This window comes from Variovorax sp. P4_B10, from assembly GCF_056402375.1.
Genome location: NZ_JBFUHN010000040.1, coordinates 15120 through 34883 on the forward strand (window position 1 = coordinate 15120; position 19764 = coordinate 34883).

21 protein-coding genes are annotated in these 19764 nt (G+C 68.8%); 9 read left to right on the top strand and 12 right to left on the bottom strand.

All coding sequences use genetic code 11. The features are described from left to right. Window positions 1-99 precede the first annotated feature (99 nt). The gene (locus AC1DXX_RS19075; protein WP_478135774.1) at window positions 100-483 is read left to right on the top strand and encodes a thioredoxin family protein; all 384 of its coding nucleotides are present in this window, start codon (window positions 100-102) and stop codon (window positions 481-483) included. A 12-nt stretch (window positions 484-495) separates the two neighbouring features. Then, window positions 496-1158 carry an NAD-dependent epimerase/dehydratase family protein gene (locus AC1DXX_RS19080; RefSeq protein ID WP_478135775.1) on the top strand — a complete coding sequence of 221 codons (663 nt, stop codon included), beginning with the start codon at window positions 496-498 and terminating at the stop codon, window positions 1156-1158. A 12-nt stretch (window positions 1159-1170) separates the two neighbouring features. Here the strand turns inward: AC1DXX_RS19080 and AC1DXX_RS19085 are convergent, their stop codons facing one another. Next, window positions 1171-2112, bottom strand: a complete 942-nt coding sequence (locus AC1DXX_RS19085; RefSeq protein ID WP_478135824.1) for a LysR family transcriptional regulator — start codon at window positions 2110-2112, stop codon at window positions 1171-1173. 122 nt (window positions 2113-2234) lie between these two features. Here AC1DXX_RS19085 and AC1DXX_RS19090 point away from each other — a divergent pair, with 122 nt between their 5' ends. Further along, window positions 2235-3677 carry a M20 family metallopeptidase gene (locus AC1DXX_RS19090; protein WP_478135776.1) on the top strand — a complete coding sequence of 481 codons (1443 nt, stop codon included), beginning with the start codon at window positions 2235-2237 and terminating at the stop codon, window positions 3675-3677. Beyond that, window positions 3674-4663 carry a Bug family tripartite tricarboxylate transporter substrate binding protein gene (locus AC1DXX_RS19095; RefSeq protein WP_478135777.1) on the top strand — a complete coding sequence of 330 codons (990 nt, stop codon included), beginning with the start codon at window positions 3674-3676 and terminating at the stop codon, window positions 4661-4663. Before AC1DXX_RS19090 ends, AC1DXX_RS19095 begins: the two co-directional genes overlap by 4 nt. 30 nt (window positions 4664-4693) lie before the next feature. Here AC1DXX_RS19095 and AC1DXX_RS19100 read toward each other — a convergent pair whose 3' ends face one another. Genes AC1DXX_RS19100 through AC1DXX_RS19110 form a run of 3 tightly spaced genes read right to left on the bottom strand, consistent with a single transcriptional unit; the run spans window position 4694 to window position 8281 of the window. After that, window positions 4694-5512: an alpha/beta fold hydrolase gene (locus tag AC1DXX_RS19100; RefSeq protein WP_478135778.1), complete on the bottom strand. Its 819-nt coding sequence runs from the start codon at window positions 5510-5512 to the stop codon at window positions 4694-4696. A gap of 49 nt (window positions 5513-5561) precedes the next feature. After that, entirely contained in the window at window positions 5562-6968 is a 1407-nt protein-coding gene (locus AC1DXX_RS19105; protein ID WP_478135779.1) for a hypothetical protein, read from the bottom strand. An 8-nt stretch (window positions 6969-6976) separates the two neighbouring features. After that, window positions 6977-8281 carry an O-acetylhomoserine aminocarboxypropyltransferase gene (locus tag AC1DXX_RS19110; protein WP_478135780.1) on the bottom strand — a complete coding sequence of 435 codons (1305 nt, stop codon included), beginning with the start codon at window positions 8279-8281 and terminating at the stop codon, window positions 6977-6979. A gap of 146 nt (window positions 8282-8427) precedes the next feature. Between AC1DXX_RS19110 and AC1DXX_RS19115 the strand changes: the two genes are divergently transcribed. Then, the gene (locus AC1DXX_RS19115) at window positions 8428-8886 is read left to right on the top strand and encodes a CBS domain-containing protein (RefSeq protein ID WP_478135781.1); all 459 of its coding nucleotides are present in this window, start codon (window positions 8428-8430) and stop codon (window positions 8884-8886) included. Window positions 8887-8895: 9 nt separating this feature from the next. Here the strand turns inward: AC1DXX_RS19115 and AC1DXX_RS19120 are convergent, their stop codons facing one another. Genes AC1DXX_RS19120 through AC1DXX_RS19130 form a run of 3 tightly spaced genes read right to left on the bottom strand, consistent with a single transcriptional unit; the run spans window position 8896 to window position 12081 of the window. Beyond that, window positions 8896-9981, bottom strand: coding sequence for a nucleoside hydrolase (locus tag AC1DXX_RS19120; protein ID WP_478135825.1), 1086 nt, complete (start codon window positions 9979-9981; stop codon window positions 8896-8898). A 10-nt stretch (window positions 9982-9991) separates the two neighbouring features. Continuing rightward, a complete protein-coding gene (locus AC1DXX_RS19125) occupies window positions 9992-10972 on the bottom strand; it encodes a Bug family tripartite tricarboxylate transporter substrate binding protein (RefSeq protein WP_478135782.1) in 981 nt (326 codons plus the stop codon). An 8-nt stretch (window positions 10973-10980) separates the two neighbouring features. Next, window positions 10981-12081 (bottom strand): adenosine deaminase family protein, encoded by a 1101-nt coding sequence (locus AC1DXX_RS19130; RefSeq protein ID WP_478135783.1) that lies wholly within the window; start codon window positions 12079-12081, stop codon window positions 10981-10983. 85 nt (window positions 12082-12166) lie between these two features. On the opposite strand from AC1DXX_RS19130, the gene AC1DXX_RS19135 reads away from it, so the two are divergent. Continuing rightward, a complete protein-coding gene (locus AC1DXX_RS19135; RefSeq protein ID WP_478135784.1) occupies window positions 12167-13126 on the top strand; it encodes a LysR family transcriptional regulator in 960 nt (319 codons plus the stop codon). A 328-nt stretch (window positions 13127-13454) separates the two neighbouring features. Here AC1DXX_RS19135 and AC1DXX_RS19140 read toward each other — a convergent pair whose 3' ends face one another. Further along, window positions 13455-14672, bottom strand: a complete 1218-nt coding sequence (locus AC1DXX_RS19140) for a polyhydroxyalkanoate depolymerase (protein WP_478135785.1) — start codon at window positions 14670-14672, stop codon at window positions 13455-13457. An 80-nt stretch (window positions 14673-14752) separates the two neighbouring features. On the opposite strand from AC1DXX_RS19140, the gene AC1DXX_RS19145 reads away from it, so the two are divergent. The 3 genes from AC1DXX_RS19145 (at window position 14753) to AC1DXX_RS19155 (ending at window position 16643) form a co-directional block, all read left to right on the top strand. Continuing rightward, on the top strand, window positions 14753-15409 hold the full coding sequence (locus AC1DXX_RS19145) for a glutathione S-transferase (protein WP_478135786.1): 657 nt from the start codon (window positions 14753-14755) through the stop codon (window positions 15407-15409). Window positions 15410-15533: 124 nt separating this feature from the next. After that, a complete protein-coding gene (locus AC1DXX_RS19150) occupies window positions 15534-16199 on the top strand; it encodes a phosphoribosyltransferase (protein ID WP_478135787.1) in 666 nt (221 codons plus the stop codon). 60 nt (window positions 16200-16259) lie between these two features. Further along, window positions 16260-16643, top strand: coding sequence for a DUF427 domain-containing protein (locus AC1DXX_RS19155; protein WP_478135788.1), 384 nt, complete (start codon window positions 16260-16262; stop codon window positions 16641-16643). Between the two features lie 18 nt (window positions 16644-16661). Here the strand turns inward: AC1DXX_RS19155 and AC1DXX_RS19160 are convergent, their stop codons facing one another. The 4 genes from AC1DXX_RS19160 to AC1DXX_RS19175 are packed head-to-tail and all read right to left on the bottom strand — an operon-like array spanning window position 16662 to window position 19705. After that, a complete protein-coding gene (locus tag AC1DXX_RS19160) occupies window positions 16662-17009 on the bottom strand; it encodes a DOPA 4,5-dioxygenase family protein (protein WP_478135789.1) in 348 nt (115 codons plus the stop codon). Between the two features lie 7 nt (window positions 17010-17016). Further along, a complete protein-coding gene (locus AC1DXX_RS19165; RefSeq protein WP_478135790.1) occupies window positions 17017-17640 on the bottom strand; it encodes a DUF4166 domain-containing protein in 624 nt (207 codons plus the stop codon). Then, complete coding sequence (locus tag AC1DXX_RS19170) at window positions 17637-18695, bottom strand: SRPBCC domain-containing protein (protein WP_478135791.1); 1059 nt, start codon at window positions 18693-18695, stop codon at window positions 17637-17639. Before AC1DXX_RS19170 ends, AC1DXX_RS19165 begins: the two co-directional genes overlap by 4 nt. A gap of 35 nt (window positions 18696-18730) precedes the next feature. After that, window positions 18731-19705 carry an SAM-dependent methyltransferase gene (locus tag AC1DXX_RS19175; protein WP_478135792.1) on the bottom strand — a complete coding sequence of 325 codons (975 nt, stop codon included), beginning with the start codon at window positions 19703-19705 and terminating at the stop codon, window positions 18731-18733. Window positions 19706-19764: the final 59 nt, after the last annotated feature.

Below are 19764 nucleotides of genomic sequence, written 5' to 3' on the forward strand. Positions count from 1 at the left end.
TGCGAGTCTCCTGAGCGCCGGGGGCGCTTTGTCCATAATAGCCACGACCTTCCGGGCGTACCACCCCGGCTCCGTATTCACACCTTCACCGCATCAGCTTTGAGCGCTCTTCCCGCCACCCCCGATTCCGCCAAGCCGGCCAGCGATGCGCTGTGGGTCGTGTGCCTGTGCGCCGAATGGTGCGGCACCTGCCGCGACTACCGGCCGCTGTTCGAGCAGGTGGCGCGCGCGCATCCGCAGTTGCGCTTCGGCTGGGTCGACATCGAAGACCATGCCGACATCGCCGATGGGTTCGACGTCGAGACCTTTCCCACGCTGCTGGTGGCCGGCGCCGACGGCACGCGCTTCTTGGGCCCCATGCTGCCGCATGCCGAAACGCTCTCGCGCATGCTCGGCGCCCTGCAGCCGCCGCAGCCTTCGAGCCTCGACGTCGACCTTCTGCTCGCCGTGCTCGAGAAGAAGCCGGCGACCTTTTCGGTTTAACCGGACCCACCCATGAACATCCTGATCTTCGGCGCCACCGGCATGGTGGGGCAGGGCGTGCTGCGCGAGTGCCTGCTGGCGCCCGACGTCGGGAGCGTCGTCGCGGTCGGCCGCAATGCCACGGGGCAGCAGCATCCCAAGCTGCGCGACCTGGTCCACAAGGACATGTACGACTACAGCGCCATCGAGCCGCAGTTGCAGGGTTTCGACGCCTGCTTCTTCTGCCTCGGCGTGTCGTCGGTCGGTATGAAGGAGCCCGCGTACAAGCGCATCACCTACGACCTGACGCTGGCCGCCGCCACCGTGCTCGCGAGGCTCAACCCGGGCATGACCTTCACCTACGTGACGGGCGCCGGCACCGACAGCAGCGAGCGCGGCAGCAGCATGTGGGCGCGCGTGAAGGGCGCGACCGAAAACGCCCTGCTGCGCCTGCCGTTCAAGGCGGCCTTCATGTTCCGCCCCGGCATGATCCAGCCGCTGCATGGCGTGCGCTCGAAGACGCCGCTCTACGACGCCGCGATCTTCGTGCTCAAGCCCGTGCTTGGGCTGGCCCACAGCCTTTGGCCGAACAAGGTGACGACCACCGAGAAGATGGGCCGCGCCATGCTGGCCGTGGCGCGCAACGGCGCGCCGAAGGCGGTGCTCGATCCGGCGGACATCAACGCGCTGGGCTGAGCTTTTTCTTCTTCAGGCCGCATCAGCCCGCGCCCGCCCCAGCTTGCGCCGGCCCGCGCTGGCGATCGCGCTCACGAGGTGCTGCACGAAGGCCTGCGCCAGCGGCGTGAGCGTGCGGCCCTCGAGCGCCAGCACCTGCAACTGGCGCTGCTGCAGCGGCGCCTCGGCAAAGGGCCGCGCCACCACCGTCCCCGCGTCGATCAGGTGCATGACAGTGAGAAGGCCCGACAGCATCACGTCGGGCGTGCGCAGCAGCGGCAGCAGCACCGACGAAAAATTGCTCACGAAGATCGCGCGGTACTGCAGGCCCTGGAGGCTGCAGGCCTGGTCGAACAGCTGGCGCGCCGTCACGCCCTTGTCGCCCACCGCGAGCGGGTAGCGCACCGCATCCGCCACGGACACCACGCGCTGGCGCGCCAGCGGATGGTCGGGCCGCAGCACCGCGAACACGGGTGCGTTGGCCGAGTGCTCGATCTTCAGGCCGGGCTCGGGCGCCACCACGTACTTCAGTGCGATGTCGGTCTCGCCGCGCGCGAGCAGCGCGCTCACGCCGTCGGGCGAGCCGACGTGAAGTTCGAGCTGCGTGCCCGGGTGGGCCGTCTCGAAGCTGCGCATGACCAGCGGCATGAAGTGGCCCGCGAAGCCCTCGGTGCACGCCATGCGGATGCGGCTCGCGCTCTGCCCGCCCAGGTCGCGCACCTGTTCGATGACCTGCTCGAGGTCGAGCTGCGCGTTGCGCAGGTGCGCGGCCAGCCGTTCGCCTGCGGCGGTGAGCGTCATGCCCCGCGCGTGGCGCTCGAACAGCGGTGTGCCCAGGCCGTCTTCCAGCCGGGTGATCTGCCGGCTGACCGCCGACGAGGCGACGAACAGCCGCGCCGCCGCCTGGCTGACCGAGCCGCTGCGCGCCACTTCCATGAAGTGGCGCATCGGAATGCTGAGAAAAGGTGGTGCCATGGCCATGGAGCGTTGCTTGAAAGGCAATGGTAGCTTGCCAAAACGATGCTGGAAGCATCGGCCTCCAGGCCTTGTACTTGCTGCACCCGCCAAGGACCACGAAAGAAAGAAGGAACCACCCCATGCCCCAACGCACCGACGGCCTGGCCGCTGCCGCCGCCTACTTCGACGACGGCCGCTTCTTCGCCGACMTGCAGCGCCGCATCGCCTTTCGCACCGAGAGCGACACGGGCGCCGTCACGCCGGCGCTCGACGCCTACCTGCGCGAGGAACTGGGCCCGCCGCTCGCGGCGCTCGGCTTCGCCTGCGAGGTGATCGGCAACCCCGTGGCCGGCGGCGGCCCGTTCCTGATCGCGCGCCGCGTCGAAGACCCGGCCCTGCCCACGGTGCTGAGCTACGGCCACGGCGACGTGGTGAGCGGGCAGGACGCGCAGTGGGACGAAGGCCTCGGCCCGTGGTCGCTCACCGTTCGCGGCGATCGCTGGTACGGGCGGGGCACGGCCGACAACAAGGGGCAGCACAGCATCGCGCTGGGCGCGCTCGCCGCCGTGCTGCAGGCGCGCGGCGGGCGGCTGGGCTACAACGTCACCTGGCTGGTTGAGATGGGCGAGGAAGCCGCGTCTCCCGGCCTGCAGGCGGTGTGTGCGCAGGAACGCGACCGGCTGCGTGCCGACCTGTTCATCGCCAGCGACGGGCCGCGCGTGAGCGCACAGCGGCCCACGCTGTTTCTGGGCTCGCGCGGCGCGGTCAATTTCACCTTGCGGCTGCGGGCCCGGCCGAAGGGCTATCACTCGGGCAACTGGGGCGGCGTGCTGGCGAACCCGGCCACCGTGCTGAGCCATGCGGTGGCCTCGCTGGCGGATGCGCGGGGCCGCATCCTCGTCGAGGCATTGCGCCCGCCGCCGRTTTCCGACACCGTGCGTGCGGCGCTTGCCGACATCGCCATCGGCGGCGGTGCGGACGACCCGGCACTCGACGAAGAGTGGGGCGAGCCCGGCCTGAGCCCGGCCGAGCGGCTGGTGGCCTGGAACACCATCGAGGTGCTGGCGCTGGGCGCGGGCTCGCCGCAGCGGCCGGTCAACGCGATTCCCGCCGAGGCGGTGGCGCACTGCCAGTTGCGCTTCGTGGTCGGCACGCCGTGGCAGGACCTGCAGCAGATCGTGCGCGCGCACCTCGACGCGCACGGCTTCGGCAACGTGGAGGTGCAGGTCACGCTGACCGGCGCCGCCACGCGCCTCGACGTCGAGAACCCGTGGGTCGGCTGGGCCCGGCGCTCCATCGCGCAAAGCAGCGGCCGGCACGTCGACCTGCTGCCCAACCTGGCGGGCTCGCTGCCCAACGACGTGTTCGCCGAAACGCTGGGCCTGCCGACGCTGTGGGTGCCGCATTCGTACCCCGCCTGTGCGCAGCACGCGCCCAACGAGCACCTCCTGGCGCCGCTGGCGCGCGAAGGCCTGCAGATCATGGCCGGCCTCTACTGGGACCTGGGCGAGCCCGGCCTCGCGCCATGGGCCGACGGACGACTCCCGCAAACCGCTTCTTCCATCTCCTCACCTGCACCATGAAACCCACCGCTTCCCGCCGCATGTTCGGCCTGCTGCTTTGCGCCTCGTCCGTTCTCGCCTTCCATGCCCCCGTGCTTGCGCAGGACGCCTGGCCCGACAGGCCGATCAAGCTCGTCGTGCCCTTTCCGCCGGGCGGCGGCACCGACATCGTGGCGCGGGCGATGGGGCAGGGCCTGTCGCAGCACCTCGGCCAACCCATCGTCGTCGACAACAAGCCCGGCGCCTCCACCATCATCGGCACCGATGCGGTCGCCAAGGCGGTGCCGGACGGCTACACGCTGCTGCTCTCGGGCTCCACGAGCTACAGCGTGAACCCCGCGATGCGCGCCAGGCTGCCGTACGACCCGGCGCGCGACCTGGCGCCCATTGCCATCGTCGCGCGCACGCCGCTGGTGCTGGTGGTGGGCAACGGCACGCCGTGGCATTCGCTGCCCGAACTCGTCGCGGCCGCCAAGGCCAAGCCGAGGAGCATCCGCTACGCCACCTTCGGGGCGGGCTCGGGGCCGCACCTGGCCGGCGAGCTGTTCGCGCTGGCGGCGGGCATCCAGCTGCAGGACATTCCGTACAAGGGCAGCAGCCAGGGCGCGATGGCCGTGATCGGCGGCGAGATCGAGATCGGCATCGACACCGTGGCCGCCGTCGCGCCGCACGTGCGCTCGGGCAAGCTGCGGGCGCTCGGCATCGTCGGCGCCACGCGCTCCAGCATGCTGCCCGAGGTGCGCACGCTGGCCGAGCAGGGACTGCCCGATGCCACCTTCGACGCCTGGTACGGTTTTGCCGCGCCGGCGCGCACGCCGGCCCCGGTGATCGACAAGCTGGTGCGCGCGGTCACGGCCACGATGGGCAACGCGGCGCTGCAATCGCAGCTGCGCGCGCAGGGCATGGAGCCGGTGGCGATCGGTGCGGCCGCCTTCCGCAGCCAGATGGAGGGCGAGATCTCGCGCTACCGCGCGCTGGCGCACCGCGCGGGCATCGTGGCGGAATAGGGCGGAATAGGGCGGATTGGGGCGGCTGGGTCAGGCCGAGGGGCTGCTCGCGAAATCGCGCAGCGCGAACAGCACCTCGTCGGGCGCCTCGCTCATCAGCGAGTGCCCGGCATGCACGGTCACCACCCTGGCGTTGCGTGCCTTGCCGACCAGCGCCCTGGTGGCGCGCGGCGGCGTCATCTGGTCGGCATCGCCGAGCAGGAACAGCACCGGGCACTGCACCGCTTCCATCGCGGCTTCGCCGTTCGCGTAGTCGTTGCAGGCCTTGAAGCCGATGTGGAACACGTTGGCATCGCGGTTGCTCGCGAGCACGCGGCGCATCAGCGCACGCGAGCTGCCGTAGAGCCAGGTGCCGGGGCCGAGCGAAGAGGGCGGCGGCGCGAGCAGCGAGTGCGAGAAGGTGTTCACCATCGCGATGGCGCGCTGCGGATCGTTCAATGCGCCGTCGAGCAGCGCGGGCGACACCACCATCGGGTAGGCCGTGCCGACCATGGCCAGATGCGTCACACGGCCGGGCGCGCGTGATGCGGCTTCGAGCGCGATCAGCGAGCCGAAGCTGTGGCCGACCAGCGCGGCCTTCTCCACGCCGGCCGCGTCGAGCAAGGCGATGACGAACTGCGCCGCCTCTTCCACGCTCGCCGGCGGTGGGCCCTCGCTCTTGCAATGGCCGGGCAGGTCGACCGCCAGCACGTTCCAGCCGTGGTTGGCGAACCAGCGCGTCTGAAGAATCCACACGCTGTGGTCGTTCAGCACGCCGTGGATGAACACCGCGGTGGGCTTGGCCGCATCGAAGGGCTTGCCGCCGGTGTAGCAGTAGGTGCTGTGGCCGTTGACTTGAAGGATGCTCATGGCGTCTCTTTCTTGGGTCTTGTGTGTCTTGTGTTCCTGAGATGGCGGATCAGCGCGCCGACGCGGACCGGGCGTGCGGGGGCGGCGCCCAGTCGTGGACCGCGCTCGGCAGGATCTCGCCCGTCTCGTGCTTGAAATGCATCAACGTGCCGTCGAGTTCGAGGTCCGAGCCGTCTCGCAGCAGGAAGCCGAGGTAGTCGCCGCCTTCTTCTTGCGCGACGAGCAGCGCACGCGCGGCTTCCGGGTGTCTGGCCACCCAGTCACCGTCGTCGCCGATGTCGTCCAGCATGTGCAGGCGCTCGCGCGGGAACCAGTGCCACCGGCGAGGGTCTCGCGAGCCGAGGTCGCTGTCGTCGTGGTCTTCATCGCCTTCATCGCCTTCATCGGGCTCCGCATGAACTGGCAGGCCGGTGCGCAGCAACTCGGCATAAGCCGCGGGCAGCACCAGTTGCGCGACGTCGATCGGCCGCTGTGTCAGCGCCTGCTGCCGGGCCTGGAGCGCGGCAAAGATCCGCACCGAGCAAGCGCTGGGGTCGGCGTCCCGTGAGGTGGTGATCCGCGACAGCAGTGCGGCGCGCTCCGCGCGGAACGCCGGGCCTTGCATCTCGGCGGGCTGGGCGAAGGCCGAGCGCCATTCCTTGCCGAAGCGCATGCCGGTGAAACCGCCGCTCGCCAGCGCCTGCCTCAGGTCGTTGCTGACCAGCGGGGCGCTTTCATCGGGCAGCCAGAGCAGGTCCAGCGGCTGGAGATGGACGGGCCAATGGGCCGATGCCATGTCGAGCACCGCCCGCCCATGGCGGGACACGCCGGTGGGCTGAAACGCTTCGGCCATGACATGAGCCCCATGTTCGAGCGTGCGCCCCCGCGGAACGTAGCCAGGCGTGCGGGGCAGGTCTTTCTCGAACTCGGTCGCGGCCTGCGCGACCTGGGCCGCCGTCTCGAAGCTGCCTGCCGCGAAGACGCGGTGGTAGCGGGGCCGGTCTTTCTGCAGCCGCACGGTGATGCGCAGCGCGGTGCGCGTCAGGTCCAGGCTGTCGAGCCACTGTCCGTCGCCGAGCCAGTGCATCAGCCGGTACGGGGCCCGCTGGTCACCGAAGCGTGCGTGGTGGTACGCGGGAAAGCGGGCCTCCACGTCGTATGCGCGGTGGGCCGGCAGCTTGAATTGCGTCAACAGCGCGTGCAGCCTGAGGCTGACGAGCAGGCATTTCGCGTGCGGCGAGCCGTCGCCCGACCAGTCGGCCAGGTCGGGAAATCGCGGCGGATGGCCCCAGTCCTGCGACATCTCGATGCGGCGCGGCGCGTTCCAGAAGCGCTCGCGGGTGATCGGGGGCGCATCGCCACTGCCGCAGTAGGTCTCGCGGTCGGGCGTGCCGTCGGGGTGCGCGGCGAAGAAATGCGGCGCGACGCCGAGCGCGTCAGGGCTCTCGAGCCACTCGAAGAACGGTGTCGGCTCCATCGGCGCGGTCAGGCTTTTTCCGCCGCCTTCAGCGCGCGCTTGAGGTCGTCGATCAGGTCGGCCGGGTCTTCCAGGCCGATCGAGAGACGGATCGTGCCCTGCGAAATGCCCGCGGCCGCCAGCGCCTCGTCGGTCATGCGGAAGTGCGTAGTGCTGGCCGGGTGGATCACCAGGCTGCGGCAGTCGCCCACGTTGGCCAGGTGGCTGAACAGCTTCAACGCCTCGATGAAGGCCTTGCCTTGCGCACGGCTGCCCTTGATGTCGAAGCTGAACACCGCGCCGGCACCGCGCGCGCCGTGGCGCAGCAGCTTCTGTGCAAGTRCATGGCTCGGATGCGATTCGATCAGCGGATGCCCCACCCGCGACACGAAAGGATGGCTGGAAAGAAATTCGACCACCTTCTGTGTGTTGTCGATGTGCCGCTCCATGCGCAGCGGCAGCGTCTCGATGCCCTGCAGGATCAGCCACGCCGTGTGCGGGCTCATCGAGGCGCCGAAGTCGCGCAGCCCCTCGCGCCGGGCGCGCAGCAGGAAGGCGCCGACCGTGCTTTCCTCGCTGAAGACCATGTTGTGGAAGCCGTCGTAGGCCTGGGTCAGCTCGGCGAACTTGCCCGACTTCTCCCAGTCGAAGCTGCCGCCGTCCACCACCACGCCACCGATCACCGTGCCGTGGCCCGAGAGGAACTTGGTGGCCGAGTGATAGACCAGGTCGGCGCCCCAGTCGAAGGGCTTGATCAGGTAGGGCGAGGTAAGGGTGGAGTCGACCAGCAGCGGCACGCCGGCTTCATGGGCGATGTCGCTCACGGCCGGGATGTCGAGCACGTCGAGCCCGGGATTGCCCACCGTTTCGCCGAAGAAGAGCTTGGTTTCGGGCCGCACGGCCGCGCGCCAGCCGTCGAGGTCGCCGGGCTTCACGAAGGTGGTCTCGATGCCGAAGCGGCGCATCGTGTAGTGCAGCAGGTTCTGCGAACCGCCGTACAGGGCCGTGCTGGCCACGATGTGCGAGCCCGCGCCCATCAGCGTGGCGATCGACAGGTGCAGCGCCGCCTGCCCGCTGGCGGTGGCGATGGCGCCGATGCCGCCCTCGAGCGCCGACACGCGCTGCTCCAGCACCGCGTTGGTCGGGTTGCTGATGCGCGAATAGACGTGGCCTGCACGCTCGAGGTTGAAAAGCGCCGCCGCATGGTCGCTCGACTCGAAGACGAAGGAGGTGGTCAGGTGGATCGGCACCGCCCGCGCGCCGGTGGCGGGGTCGGGCGCGGCGCCGGCGTGCAGCGCGAGGGTGTCGAAACCGGGGTCGGAATAGCCGGGCATGGAGGCCTTTCAGGAGTCGTTCGCAATGCCCCGTTACGTCTGCAAATCATGCGTCCGCGACATGGGCGTTCAGGTCGGCGTCGATTGTGGGCTATATTCAAATCGGCACGCCGCCGAGAACGAACGAAGTCCGAGAGGAGCACACGATGAAAGTCAGCGACATCCTTCGCGTCAAGGGCAACACGCTCTTCACCATCACGCCAGACGATCTGCTGGCAGAAGCCGCCAACACCATGGCGGACAAGGACATCGGCTCCCTGGTGGTCATGGAGCATGGCGACCTGGTCGGCATGCTCACTTTCCGGGAAGTGATCGTGGCCATCGTCGGCAACGGCGGCCAGGTCGGGACCACGCTGGTGCGCAAGGCCATGGACGACGCCCCGGTCACCTGCACCCTCGAAACCGACCTCGACGAAATCCGCCGCATCATGTTGGAGCGCCACGCGCGCTACATGCCCGTGATGGACAAGCGCATGCTGATGGGCGTGATCAGCTTCTACGACGTGGCCAAGGCCGTGGTGGACAGCCAGAACTTCGAGAACAAGATGCTCAAGGCCTACATCCGCGACTGGCCGGCGGAGGACGAGAGCAAGGCCGACGACTGACCCGGTTGTTCAGGGCAACCGCGCGATCTGCGCGCGCAGCAGCGCATAGAAGCCTTCCGTGTCGGCCCCGCTGATCCACAGCGTGTTGGGCGTGCGGCGGTTGTAGCCGCGAAAATCGACCACCGTGGCACCGGTGGTGAACTCCCCCCTGGTCTCCACGTCGACGCTCACCTTCGCACCCTTGAAGAGCTCGGGCTTCAGCAGGTAGGCGATCACACAGGGGTCGTAGATCGGGCCGACCGCCACGCCGCGGCGGCGCAGACCGTAGGCCATCATCGAATCGAAGATGTCCGCCACCACCTTGCCGGCGTTGTTGCCCATGGTGCGGAAGGGCACGATGCGCTCGGGCGTGAGCAGCACGCGGCGCGCCGCGTCGTGCGACATGGCCGTCACCGGCACGCCGCTGCGGAACACGATCGATGCCGCCTCGGGGTCGGCATACACGTTGAAGGTGGCCGCGGGCGTGATGTTGCCGCCCACGCCCCAGGACCCGTCCATCACCACGATCTCCGCAATCGCCGGCTTGATGTCCGGCGCCGAATTGAGCGCGGCCGCGAAGTTGGTGAGCGGGCCCAGGCCCACGAGCGTGATGCTCCTGGGCGCGGCGGCGCGCAGCGTCTCGATGAGGTATTGCACCGCGTGCGTGGGCATCAGCGGGCCGCGCGGCTCGTGCAGCGTGGGGCCTTCCATGCCGGTCTTGCCGTGCACGTCGTCCGCGAAGATCGGTTCGCGCACCAGCGGGCGCGGGTAGCCCGCGTAGACCGGAATCTCCGGGCGCTTGGCCCAGTCGCGCACGATGCGTGCGTTCTTCTCGGTCACGGCGAGCGGCAGGTTGCCCACGCTCACGGTCAGCGCCAGGATGTCGAGCCGGTCGGTCGCGGCCATGGCCATCAGCAGCGCGACGGCGTCGTCCTGGCCCGGGTCGGTGTCGATGACGACCTGGCGCTTGCCGGGCACCGGCGGCAGTTGCGCGGCCGGCGTGCCGGCCAGCGCCTGCGCCAGCTGGGCGGGTGTGTTGCCCTGCGCGAAGGCCATGCCGGCCAGGCTGGCAGCGGAGGCGACGAGTGCGCGCCGGGTCAGCAAGGTCTTCGTCATCGTCACGCGTTCACTCCTTGATGTTGGCGGTCTGCACGATCTTCTGGTTGCGCGCGTACTCCGTCTGCACGAAGCGGCCGAAAGCTTCGGGCGTGCCGCTGCCCGGCAGTGCGCCTTGCTCCATCAGCTTGCTGCGCACGCCTTCTTCCTGCAGCACGGCGTTGAGTTCCTGGTTGATGTGGGCCACCACGGCCGGCGGTGTTTTCGCGGGCGCGAAGATGCCGGTCCAGCTCACCATGTCGTAGCCCTTGAGGCCGGGCATCTCGTCGAAGGTGGGCACGTTGGGCAGCGCGGCCAGCCGCTTGCTGCTGGTCACGCCCAGCGCCTTCAGGCGCTTGCCGTTCACATGCGGAATGGCACTGGTGCTGACCAGCATCGCGAGGTCGACCTGGTCGCCGATCACGTCGGTGGCGATCTGCGCGCCGCCGCGGTAAGGCACGTGCGTGACGAAGATGCCGCTGCGCTCTTTGAGCAGTTCCATCGCCAGCTGCAGCACGGTGCCCACGCCCGAGGTGGCGTAGTTGTACTTGCCGGGCCTGGCCTTGGCGAGCTTCACGAAGTCGCTGAAGGTCTGGGCCTCGAGGCCGGGCCGCGCGACCAGCACCATCGGCGCGGTGTTGAGCAGGCCGACCGGCGCCAGGTCTTTCAGCGGATCGAAGCGGAAGGCCGTGGGATTGACCAGCTTGCCGATGGCGATGGCGCTGTCGGGCCCGACCACCAGCGTGTAGCCGTCGGGCGCCGCATTGACGGCCTTGGCCACGCCGATGGCGCCGCCCGCGCCGCTCACGTTCTCGATCACGACCGACTGCTTGAGCCGTTCGCCGAGCCGCGTTGCGACGAGACGGGCATTGACGTCTACGCTGCCGCCCGCCGTGTAGGGAACGATCAGCGTGATGGGCCTAGCGGCCGGCCATGCCTGCGCAAGCGCGGCGGTGGGCAAGAAGGCGGCGCAGAGCGCGGCGGCGAGGAGCAGGCGTCGGGGCGTGGTCATGGCGTGGGTCATCCGGGCGTGGAAGGATTGGAGGAGGCGGGTTCGGTGTCGAGGTGGGCGCGCAGCGTGTCGAAGGCCTCGCTCCACAGCGTGCGCCATTCGCGGCGCTGCGTGTCGTCGATCCATGCGCCGTCGAGGCCGTTGTGCATGAAGCCGCGCAGGTCGTCGAGGCCGAAGCCGAAGTCGCGCACCATCATCAGCCAGGTCTGCGTGGGCGTGACCTTGTGCAGCGTCGGGTCGTCGGTGTTGGGGTGGATGCGCAGGCCCAGGCCGGGCATGCGGCGGATTGGGTGGTCGATGGCCCAGCGCGCGGGCGGCAGCGTGCGCAGGTAGTACGAGTTGGTCGGCACCACGGTGAAGAACACGCCGCGCTCGGCGCATTCGCGCGCGAAGTCGGGCTGGTCGACCACCGTGTAGCCGTGGTCGATGCGGTCGACCTGCAGCACCTCGAGCGCAGTGCGTACGTTGGTCCAGGGCATGCCGAACTCGCCCGCATGCGCGGTGGTCTTGAGGCCGGCACGCCTGGCCGCGGCATAGGCTTCTGTGAAGAGTTCGGGCGGGCGGTCGACCTCGCGGTAGTCGATGCCGATGCCGATCACCTCGTCGCAGCGATGCGCCTTGACCCACTCGACCATTTCCACGGCCGCCTCCGGGCTGGCCTCGCGGTCGATCGCGGCGATGAGCCGTCCGACGATGCCGAACTCCTGCTGCGCATCCTGGATCGCGCGGACGATGGCGCTCTGGGCCATTGCGTAGGGGATGCCGGAGCCGTGCACCGTGCCGGTCGGGTTCCAGAAGAACTCTGCGTAGCGCACGTTGTGCGAGGCCGCATCCTGCAGGTATTCGAGCGTGAGCTGGTACAGATCGCCGGGGCCGCGCACCAACTGGGCGTCGAGTGCGCGCAGCACCCGCAGCACGCCAACCGGTTTCTCGCCGCGCGTGTAGAAGCCTTCGATCTCGTCGGCCGCCAGCGGCGCGCCGGCGCGCAGGTTGAGCTGCTTGAAGGTGTCGTGGCGCACGGTGCCGAACAGGTGGCAGTGCAGCTCGACCTTCGGAATCGCATGCAGCATGGCTTGCAGCGTGAAGGGCGGCGAGATGGGGCTGGTCATGCTGACCAGTCTAGGGAGCCGGGCCTCATAAGGAAAATTTTGAATTTCTATAATTTGATTCACTGAATCAATAACCGGGGACGCCATGGCCACCTTGCCCCTGCGAGCGCTCACGCTGCGCCAGCTGCAGTTCTTCTCGGTGCTGGTGGAAGAGGGCCAGTTCGGCCGGGCGGCCCGGCGGCTGGCCATCACGCAGCCTGCATTGAGCAATGCCATCAAGCAGATGGAGAAGCTGCTGGGCGCCGAACTGCTCACCCGTTCCACCCACAGCCTGGAACTCACGCCGGTAGGCGCCGAGGTGCTGGCACGCACCGATTTCCTGGTCCACACCTTCGAGGTGGCGCTGCGCGACATCGAGAGCACGGTGCAGCGCGGCAGGGCCTTCGTGCGCGTGGGCGTGATTCCGTCGGCCAGTGCGCGCGTCGCGGCCGCCGCCAGCGAGTTCCTCCAAGGCGGCCAGCGCGAGGTCGAGCTGGCCTGGCGCGATGCGCCCTCGACCACCCTGCTGGCCGAGCTGCGCAGCGGCCAGCTCGACATGGCGGTGGCCGCCATCACCGAGCCGCCGGGCGGGCTGACTTGCATCGACCTGTTCCGCGATCCGCTGGTGCTGGTGGTGCGCCGCGACCATGCGCTGGCGGCGGCCGGCGATGCGAACTGGGAGGCCATCGGCAAGGAGCGGCTGGTGCTGTTCGAAAGCGGCAGCATGCCGGCCCTGGGCAACCCGGCGCGTGCGCAGTTCGCGCAGGGCGCGGAGCCGTACCGCGTGAGCTATTCCGAGACGCTCTATGCATTGGTGCGCAGCGGGCAGGCGCTGGGGCTGATGCCGCGGCTGTACACCTCGTCGCTGCGCGACCCCGAACTGGTGGTGGTGCCGCTGCTGAAGCCGCGCATCGAGCGCCGTGTGGTGCTGGCCTACCTGCCGGGGCCGATGCGCAATGTGGTCGCGCAGGAACTGATCGCGTTCCTGCGCGACAGGTTGCCGCAGGCCGGCGAGGCAACGGTGCGCCGCATGACCAAGGGCACGCGCGCGCGGCGCCAGTCTTAGAGACTGTCTGCGATTCAGCGTGGTGCGCGGGCCGTTCGGGGCGCGTGCACAGGACACCGGGTGCTCCCCTCCGCGAATGTCCCCCGCTTCGCTCCTCCTTTATTTCGCCGCGGGGAGCACCCGGTGCCCTGTACACGGGGGCGCGGCCGTTGTGCTGGCCGATCAACCGCTGCGCTGAGCGATCACGCCGATGGGGTGCCTTGCGCAGCGAAATAAAGGAGGAGGCCTGCGGCCTTAGGCCGCGCCGGGGGACATTCGCGGAGCAAGGTACCCCGTCGGCGTGAGCGCGCCCTGAACAACGCACCTCAACGAGATCCCAGACAGGCTCTCAGTACAACTCCGCCGCAGCGTGGATCGTCTCGCGCACCCGCGGATAGATCTGCGTATTCCACTTGCTGCCGCTGAACACGCCGTAGTGCCCCACGCCGGCCTGCAGGTGGTGGGCCTTGAGGTACGGCCGGATGCCGGTGCAGAGGTCTTGCGCCGCCACTGTCTGGCCGACCGCGCAGATATCGTCGCGTTCGCCTTCCACCGTGAGCAGCGCGGTGCGGCGGATGGCGGCGGGGTTCACCGTGCGGTCGCCCACGGTGAGCACGCCGCGCGGCAGGTCGTAGGTCTGGAACACGCGTTCCACCGTCTCCAGGTAGAACTCGGCCGGCAGATCGTTCACCGCGAGGTATTCGTCGTAGAAGGTGCCGATGGTGCGGGCCTTCTCGATGTCGCCTTCGACGAGGTGGCTGAACATGTCCTCGAACTGCTTCTTGTGGCGCTCGGGGTTCATGCTCATGAAGGCCGAGAGCTGCAGGAACCCCGGGTACACGCGCCGCATCACGCCCGCGTGCGGCCATGGCACGTGGCTGATGAGGTTGCGGCGGAACCATTCGATGGGCTTGCTGGTCGCGAGCACGTTCACGCCAGTCGGGTTGATGCGGCAATCGACCGGGCCCGCCATCAGCGTGAGGCTGCGCGGGGTGGCGGGGTTGTCGTCTTCCGCCATCAGCGCGGTGGCGGCCAGCGCGGCCACGCAAGGCTGGCAGACCGCCACCATGTGCACGCCGGGGCCCACGGCCTCGAGGAACTGGATGAGCTGCAGCGTGTAGTCGTCGAGGCTGAAGCCGCCATGCCACAGCGGCACGTCGCGCGCGTTGTGCCAGTCGGTCAGGTACACGTCGTGGTCGCGCAGCAGGGTGCGCACGGTTTCGCGCAGCAGCGTGGCGAAATGGCCCGAGAGTGGTGCAACCAGCAGCACGGGTGGATGCACCGTCTTGATGTCTTTTCGGAAATGCAGCAGCGTACCGAAAGGCGAGACCAGGGTTTTCTCTTCGTGGACAACCACTTCCGCGCCCTCGACCGTCACGGTGCCGATGCCGTAGGCCGGCCGTGAATGGGTCAGCCGCATGCGCGAGAAGACCTCGAACTGGGCGGCCAGGCGCCGCATCATGGTGCGCTCCGTCCCGTCTTTCCAGAGGGCCTTGCCCAGGTACTGCGCCGTGAGCCGCGGGAGCGAGAGGAGGTCGGCTTGGTTCTGGTAGGCCCGGTACAGCATGCAGTGGGTGCAGGCAAGTTGCGGGCCAGCCGGGTGGCATGGGGCTTGCACGCAGGCACGCAACATCAAGGAGCTCCACGATGGCCAAACCCGTTCTCACCATCAGCAGCAAGAACTACGGCGCGTGGGCGCTGCGCGGTTGGCTGATGTGCAGGCTGGCCGGGCTGGATTTCAGCGAGAAGATCATCCCGCCCGACGATCCGGCGATGAAAGCCGAGATGCTGCTGCTCTCCTCGTCGATGCTGGTGCCCTCGCTGCAGCATGGCGGCGTGAAGGTGTGGGACACGCTGGCCATCGGCGAATACCTCCACGAGATCAAGCCCAAGGCCGGGCTGCTGCCGGCCGATGCGGCGGCCCGCGCGCACTGCCGCGCGATCTGCGGCGAGATGCATTCGGGCTTCTCCTCGATGCGCGGCGCACTGCCGATGAACATCAAGGCGCACTTCACGGGCTTCAAGGTCTGGTCGCGCGCGCAGGCCGACATCGACCGCATCGTCGCCATCTGGCGCGAATGCCTCAAGGCCTACGGCGGGCCCTTCCTGTTCGGCAAGCAGCCGGGCATGGCCGATGCGATGTATGCACCGGTGGTCACGCGCTTCCTGAGTTATGACGTGGCGCTCGACAGCGTCTGCGCCGCCTACTGCAAGCGGGTGATGAGCCTGCCGGACATGCAGGAATGGGTGACTGCGGCGAAGAGCGAGCCCGAGGAAATCGACGAGCTCGACGCGGAGTTCTAGGCCTCGAGGGCGTTGGAGCAGCCCCTTTGCGGGGTCCGAACATTCCTACGCGCATTCACGTCGCTTCCGACAGACGCTGCCCCGCAGCGCGCGGAGAGTGGAATTCCATCGAAGGAACAGAGGCATGGAATTCCGCAATCGTGCACAAGCCGGCCGCCTGCTGGCCAATGTGCTGCTGGAACATGGCGATTTTGCAGGTGCCCTGGTGCTGGCGCTGCCGCGTGGCGGTGTGCCGGTGGCCTTCGAAGTGGCCAGGCGCCTGGAACTCCCGCTCGATGTGTATGTGGTGCGCAAGCTGGGCGTGCCTGGCCGCGAAGAATATGCGTTCGGCGCGATCGCAGGCGGCGGCATCACGGTGATCAACGACGAGGTGGTTCGATGGCTCGAGCTGGGCAAGTCGGCCATCGATGAGGTCGTGCGGAGGGAGCGGGCGGAACTCGAACGCCGTGAGCGCACCTACCGCAGGGGACTGCCGGCGCATGACGTTCGCGGGCGCAAGGTTCTCGTGGTCGACGATGGCGTGGCCACCGGCTCCACGATGCTGGCGGCCGTTCGCGGGCTGAAGCAGCAGGGGGCCGCAGCCGTGTTTGCCACGGCGCCGGTGGTTTCGCCCGAGGCACTGGAAACCCTGCGCCCCGAAGTCGACCAGGTGCTTTGCGTGCAATGCCCCGATTCGTTCATGGCCGTCGGTACCTGGTACAGCGATTTTTCGCAGACGACCGACGAGGAGGTGGGCCACCTGCTCGCCGAAGCCCGCCGCTTCGCGCGCCAGACGCGCTCGACCCCATGAGCAGCGCCCCCGGCTGCCCGAATCCCGACCTTTTTTGGAACCTGATCAAGGAACAGACCCATGAGCCAATCCCCAGGCCATCAGAATGCACCCGGGCACCGGGTGGACGAATCGATCATCGATGCACGCATGACGGTGGAAATCGACGGCRAAACCATTGCCGACTCGCGCAATGTGCTGCGCGTCGACGAGGACGGCCACCCGCCGCGCTTCTACTTTCCGCGCGAGGATGCCCGGATGGAATTCCTGAAGCCTTCCGCCACCGCCACCGAATGTCCTTTCAAGGGACAGGCCAGCTACTTCGACGTCGAGACGCGCCACAGGCATGCGCGGGACGTCGCGTGGAGCTACGAGCATCCGTACGACGAACATGCGGTGTTGGCGCAGCGGCTGGCCTTCGACGAGACGGCCTCGGCGGCGCTGCGGATTCGCAGCCTCCCTTGACCCGGGCCGGGTGCGCGCCTAGCGCCGGAACATCCGCAGGTCGAGCACGCTTTCTTCCCCGAGCCACATGGCGTGCGCCGTGTGGTCGGCGAAGTCGTCGCCCGTCACGCCGTGCACGAAGATGTCGAGTCCGTTGCGGTTGGCGTCGAGCCAGTCGATGACCTGGTCGAACTCGGCCGCATCGAAGGCCAACTGGCAGCTCCAGTGCGGATGCGGGCCCACGAGGCGCTCGTGCACGCGGCCCACGACCACCATCAGTTCCTTGCCGGCCCGCTCGCAGAGTTCGCGCGCCTGCGCCACCGTGGCGGGGGCGAAGTAGACGTGGGCGTGGTACTGGGCGTAGAGGTTTTCGGGGCGGCGCGGCATGGTGTGCTCATTGTGGACCCAAGCGCCCCAATCGGAAGTGCCCGCTGTAGCGGAACACGTCGCCGAACCAGCGGTGGCGCAGCAGCATCTTCATGGTGAAGCGGTCGGGGTCCGCGGGGTCGGGCCGTTCCTCGACATAGGCGGTGCCCAGCAGCAGGCCCAGCGGCAGTGGAATGCGCAGGCCGGCAATGCGCCAGAGGTAGCCGAGGTCGCGGAACACCAGCGCGCCATCTTCCGCGCTCACCGCCAGGCGCATGCCGATGCCGAAGCGCACGTACTCGATCACCTCGCTGCCCTGTGCCGAGGTGTGCTCCATGTGCGAGCGGAAGTGAAAGGGCGGGCGGCCTTCGAAGTGGAAGACGCGGTCCCAATGGAGGTTCGCGTTGTCCGGCCGGCAGCGGTAGTGCACTTCGATCGGCACGTCGGTGCCGGTATGGGGCACGAGTGCGCCGAACAGGCGGCCGAAGGGCATCAGCAGCGCGGCCCACGGCGCGTGATGGACTTCGTTCATCGTGCCGCGAACGCACACGCAGTCGTCGGAGAACGGCGCCATCGTGTAGTGCCGGCGGATCACGTCGCCGAGCCGTTCCCAGCCGGGGCCGAGCGCTTGCTGGAAGACGGGTTGCGTCATCCGGCCACCACCACGGCGCTTTCGCTGCGCGCCTTGTAGAAGCGCAGGATGTGCTCGGAGAAATCGCCCAGCAGGAACTGCGCGACGCGGTCTGCATACCAGTTGAAGCGGGTGCTGACGCGCCACGAGACATCGATGCGCAGCTCGGTGCCGCCGTCGCGCGGCGTCAGCGTGTAGGCCGAGTCGCGCAGGTCGAAGTAGTGGCCGCCGATCACCACGTGGTCGTCGAGCGCGCCCGCAGGGAAGGAGTCGGGCGAGAAACGGTAGCGCCACTTCACGCGCTGCTGCGGCTGCCATTCGGTGATGATTCCCTCGAAGTGCACATCCTTCTGCCACTGCACCTTGCGCACGCGGCCTTCAGGCGTGTCTTCGGTCACGCCGGCCACCGGCATCGGCACGCCGATGCGGTAGGCCCAGGCATCGCCGACTTCGCCGGGCCGGATGTCGCGCGCATCGTTGAGTTCGTGCCAGACGCGCCCGGCCGGTGCAGCGATGAAGAGCGTGCGCGAGGTGTTCGAGATCCGCTCCGGGTTGGGCAGCTGCGGCTCGATGGCGCCGAGCGCGAGCGGCAGCGCCGCGAAGCTGTAGAGCGCGCGCTTCGGCCAGTCGGTGAGGCGGCACACCAGCCCCATCAGCAGCCCGCCGACGCTGCCCATGAGGGCGAAGAGCGGCACGATCACGACGGCGCAGATCATCCCCTCGATGTAGACCAGCAGCGTGCCGACCACGAAGAGCGCTGTCGAGAGCCACGGCGTCCAGAGGTAGTAGCCCCAACTGCGCCGCTCGATGCGCTCGGCCATGTAGACGGTGACCGCACCGCACACCGCGGGCGCGAAGTAGATGAACGAGCCGAGCATCGCGGAGAACGCGCGGCCCGGGCTGCCGCTGAAGGCGAAGCGCATCGCCAGTGCGGCCAGCGCGCCGACGAGCACTGGCCAGAACCAGGCGAAGGGCATGCGGCGCGGGGGCTTGTCGTCGGGGTCGGTGGCGTTGGCGGCGGCTGCGGAAGGGGTCCACTCGTCGAGCCGGCTGTCTTCGGGGTCTTCGGTACGCATGAAGGGTCTTCTCCTCTTTGGATTCGCTGTTTGTTCTATCGGCCGGCCGGCTCGCTGCTGCGCCGCGCGGTCACCATGGCGTAGTCGAAGTCGCGCCAGAACATGCCGAGTGCCAGCGCGCAATAGCTCGCCACGATGTGCTTGCGGCGCCAGGGGCTCAGCCTGCCGCGCGCCTTCCACAGTTCGGCGAGCGTGAAGCGCGTGGCCAGCACGGGAATGTGCAGCGCGCTGGGCGCGACGCGCCAGCGCAGCGACTTGAACGCGATGTCCTCGAAGCCGTTGTCGCGCAGCGCGGCGGTGAAGTCCTCGCGCGTGGCGAGCGTGGGCACGGCCCAGCTGTCGGCCCAGAGGCGGTGCAGCCAGTGGGCGATGCGGCCGGGCTTGCGCCGCAGCAGAAAGCCGTCGACCACCACGAGCCGTGCACCGGGCTTCAGCAGGCGCGCGGCCTCGCGCACGAAGTCGGCCTTGCCGGTGCCCTCGGCGTAACAGGCGCTTTCCAGCGCCCAGGCGCCGTCGGCCTGTGCGGCGGGCAGGCCGGTGCGGGTGTAGTCGGCTTCGATGTGGGCCATGCGGTCGGCCACGCCGGCCGCGGCATCGAGCCGCGTTGCGATGCGGTTCTGCACGGGCACGTTGGTGATGGTCACGGCATAGAGCGAAGCGTCGTCGCCAACCAGCGTGCGCGCTGTGGCGCCGGCGCCGCAGCCCATGTCGACCACGCAGCGCCGATGGCCCGGGGCGGGCTGCGACTCGTCGAGCCGCAGCGCCTGGCCGACTGCGCGGTTCATCTCCACCAGCATGCCTTCGCGACGCAGCGGGTTGAGCCCGGCGCGCCAGAAGCCGAAGTGCATGTTGTAGCTGGGGCTCCAGGCGCTGTAGTCGACCGCGACCTCGGTGAAATAGTCCTGCGTGTCTTCGGCCGTGATGGGCGCGCTCGCGGGATGGCTGGCGGGGTGCACCGGCGCTTCGGGTGCGTTGGACATGCGGAAGTCGGACTGGAAGACGTTGGGCATCGAGGCCCTTTCGGTCGGTGGTTCTTGTTGTTCCCTGAGGGTGCGACAGCGTGATTCGT

Coding starts and splice junctions, on each gene's coding strand:
- AC1DXX_RS19080 (WP_478135775.1), top strand. CDS start 496: ATGAACATCCTGATCTTCGGCGCCACCGGCATGGTGGGGCAGGGCGTG.
- AC1DXX_RS19085 (WP_478135824.1), bottom strand. CDS start 2,112: ATGGCACCACCTTTTCTCAGCATTCCGATGCGCCACTTCATGGAAGTG.
- AC1DXX_RS19095 (WP_478135777.1), top strand. CDS start 3,674: ATGAAACCCACCGCTTCCCGCCGCATGTTCGGCCTGCTGCTTTGCGCC.
- AC1DXX_RS19100 (WP_478135778.1), bottom strand. CDS start 5,512: ATGAGCATCCTTCAAGTCAACGGCCACAGCACCTACTGCTACACCGGC.
- AC1DXX_RS19105 (WP_478135779.1), bottom strand. CDS start 6,968: ATGGAGCCGACACCGTTCTTCGAGTGGCTCGAGAGCCCTGACGCGCTC.
- AC1DXX_RS19115 (WP_478135781.1), top strand. CDS start 8,428: ATGAAAGTCAGCGACATCCTTCGCGTCAAGGGCAACACGCTCTTCACC.
- AC1DXX_RS19120 (WP_478135825.1), bottom strand. CDS start 9,981: ATGACGAAGACCTTGCTGACCCGGCGCGCACTCGTCGCCTCCGCTGCC.
- AC1DXX_RS19125 (WP_478135782.1), bottom strand. CDS start 10,972: ATGACCACGCCCCGACGCCTGCTCCTCGCCGCCGCGCTCTGCGCCGCC.
- AC1DXX_RS19130 (WP_478135783.1), bottom strand. CDS start 12,081: ATGACCAGCCCCATCTCGCCGCCCTTCACGCTGCAAGCCATGCTGCAT.
- AC1DXX_RS19135 (WP_478135784.1), top strand. CDS start 12,167: ATGGCCACCTTGCCCCTGCGAGCGCTCACGCTGCGCCAGCTGCAGTTC.
- AC1DXX_RS19140 (WP_478135785.1), bottom strand. CDS start 14,672: ATGCTGTACCGGGCCTACCAGAACCAAGCCGACCTCCTCTCGCTCCCG.
- AC1DXX_RS19145 (WP_478135786.1), top strand. CDS start 14,753: ATGGCCAAACCCGTTCTCACCATCAGCAGCAAGAACTACGGCGCGTGG.
- AC1DXX_RS19150 (WP_478135787.1), top strand. CDS start 15,534: ATGGAATTCCGCAATCGTGCACAAGCCGGCCGCCTGCTGGCCAATGTG.
- AC1DXX_RS19160 (WP_478135789.1), bottom strand. CDS start 17,009: ATGCCGCGCCGCCCCGAAAACCTCTACGCCCAGTACCACGCCCACGTC.
- AC1DXX_RS19165 (WP_478135790.1), bottom strand. CDS start 17,640: ATGACGCAACCCGTCTTCCAGCAAGCGCTCGGCCCCGGCTGGGAACGG.
- AC1DXX_RS19170 (WP_478135791.1), bottom strand. CDS start 18,695: ATGCGTACCGAAGACCCCGAAGACAGCCGGCTCGACGAGTGGACCCCT.
- AC1DXX_RS19175 (WP_478135792.1), bottom strand. CDS start 19,705: ATGCCCAACGTCTTCCAGTCCGACTTCCGCATGTCCAACGCACCCGAA.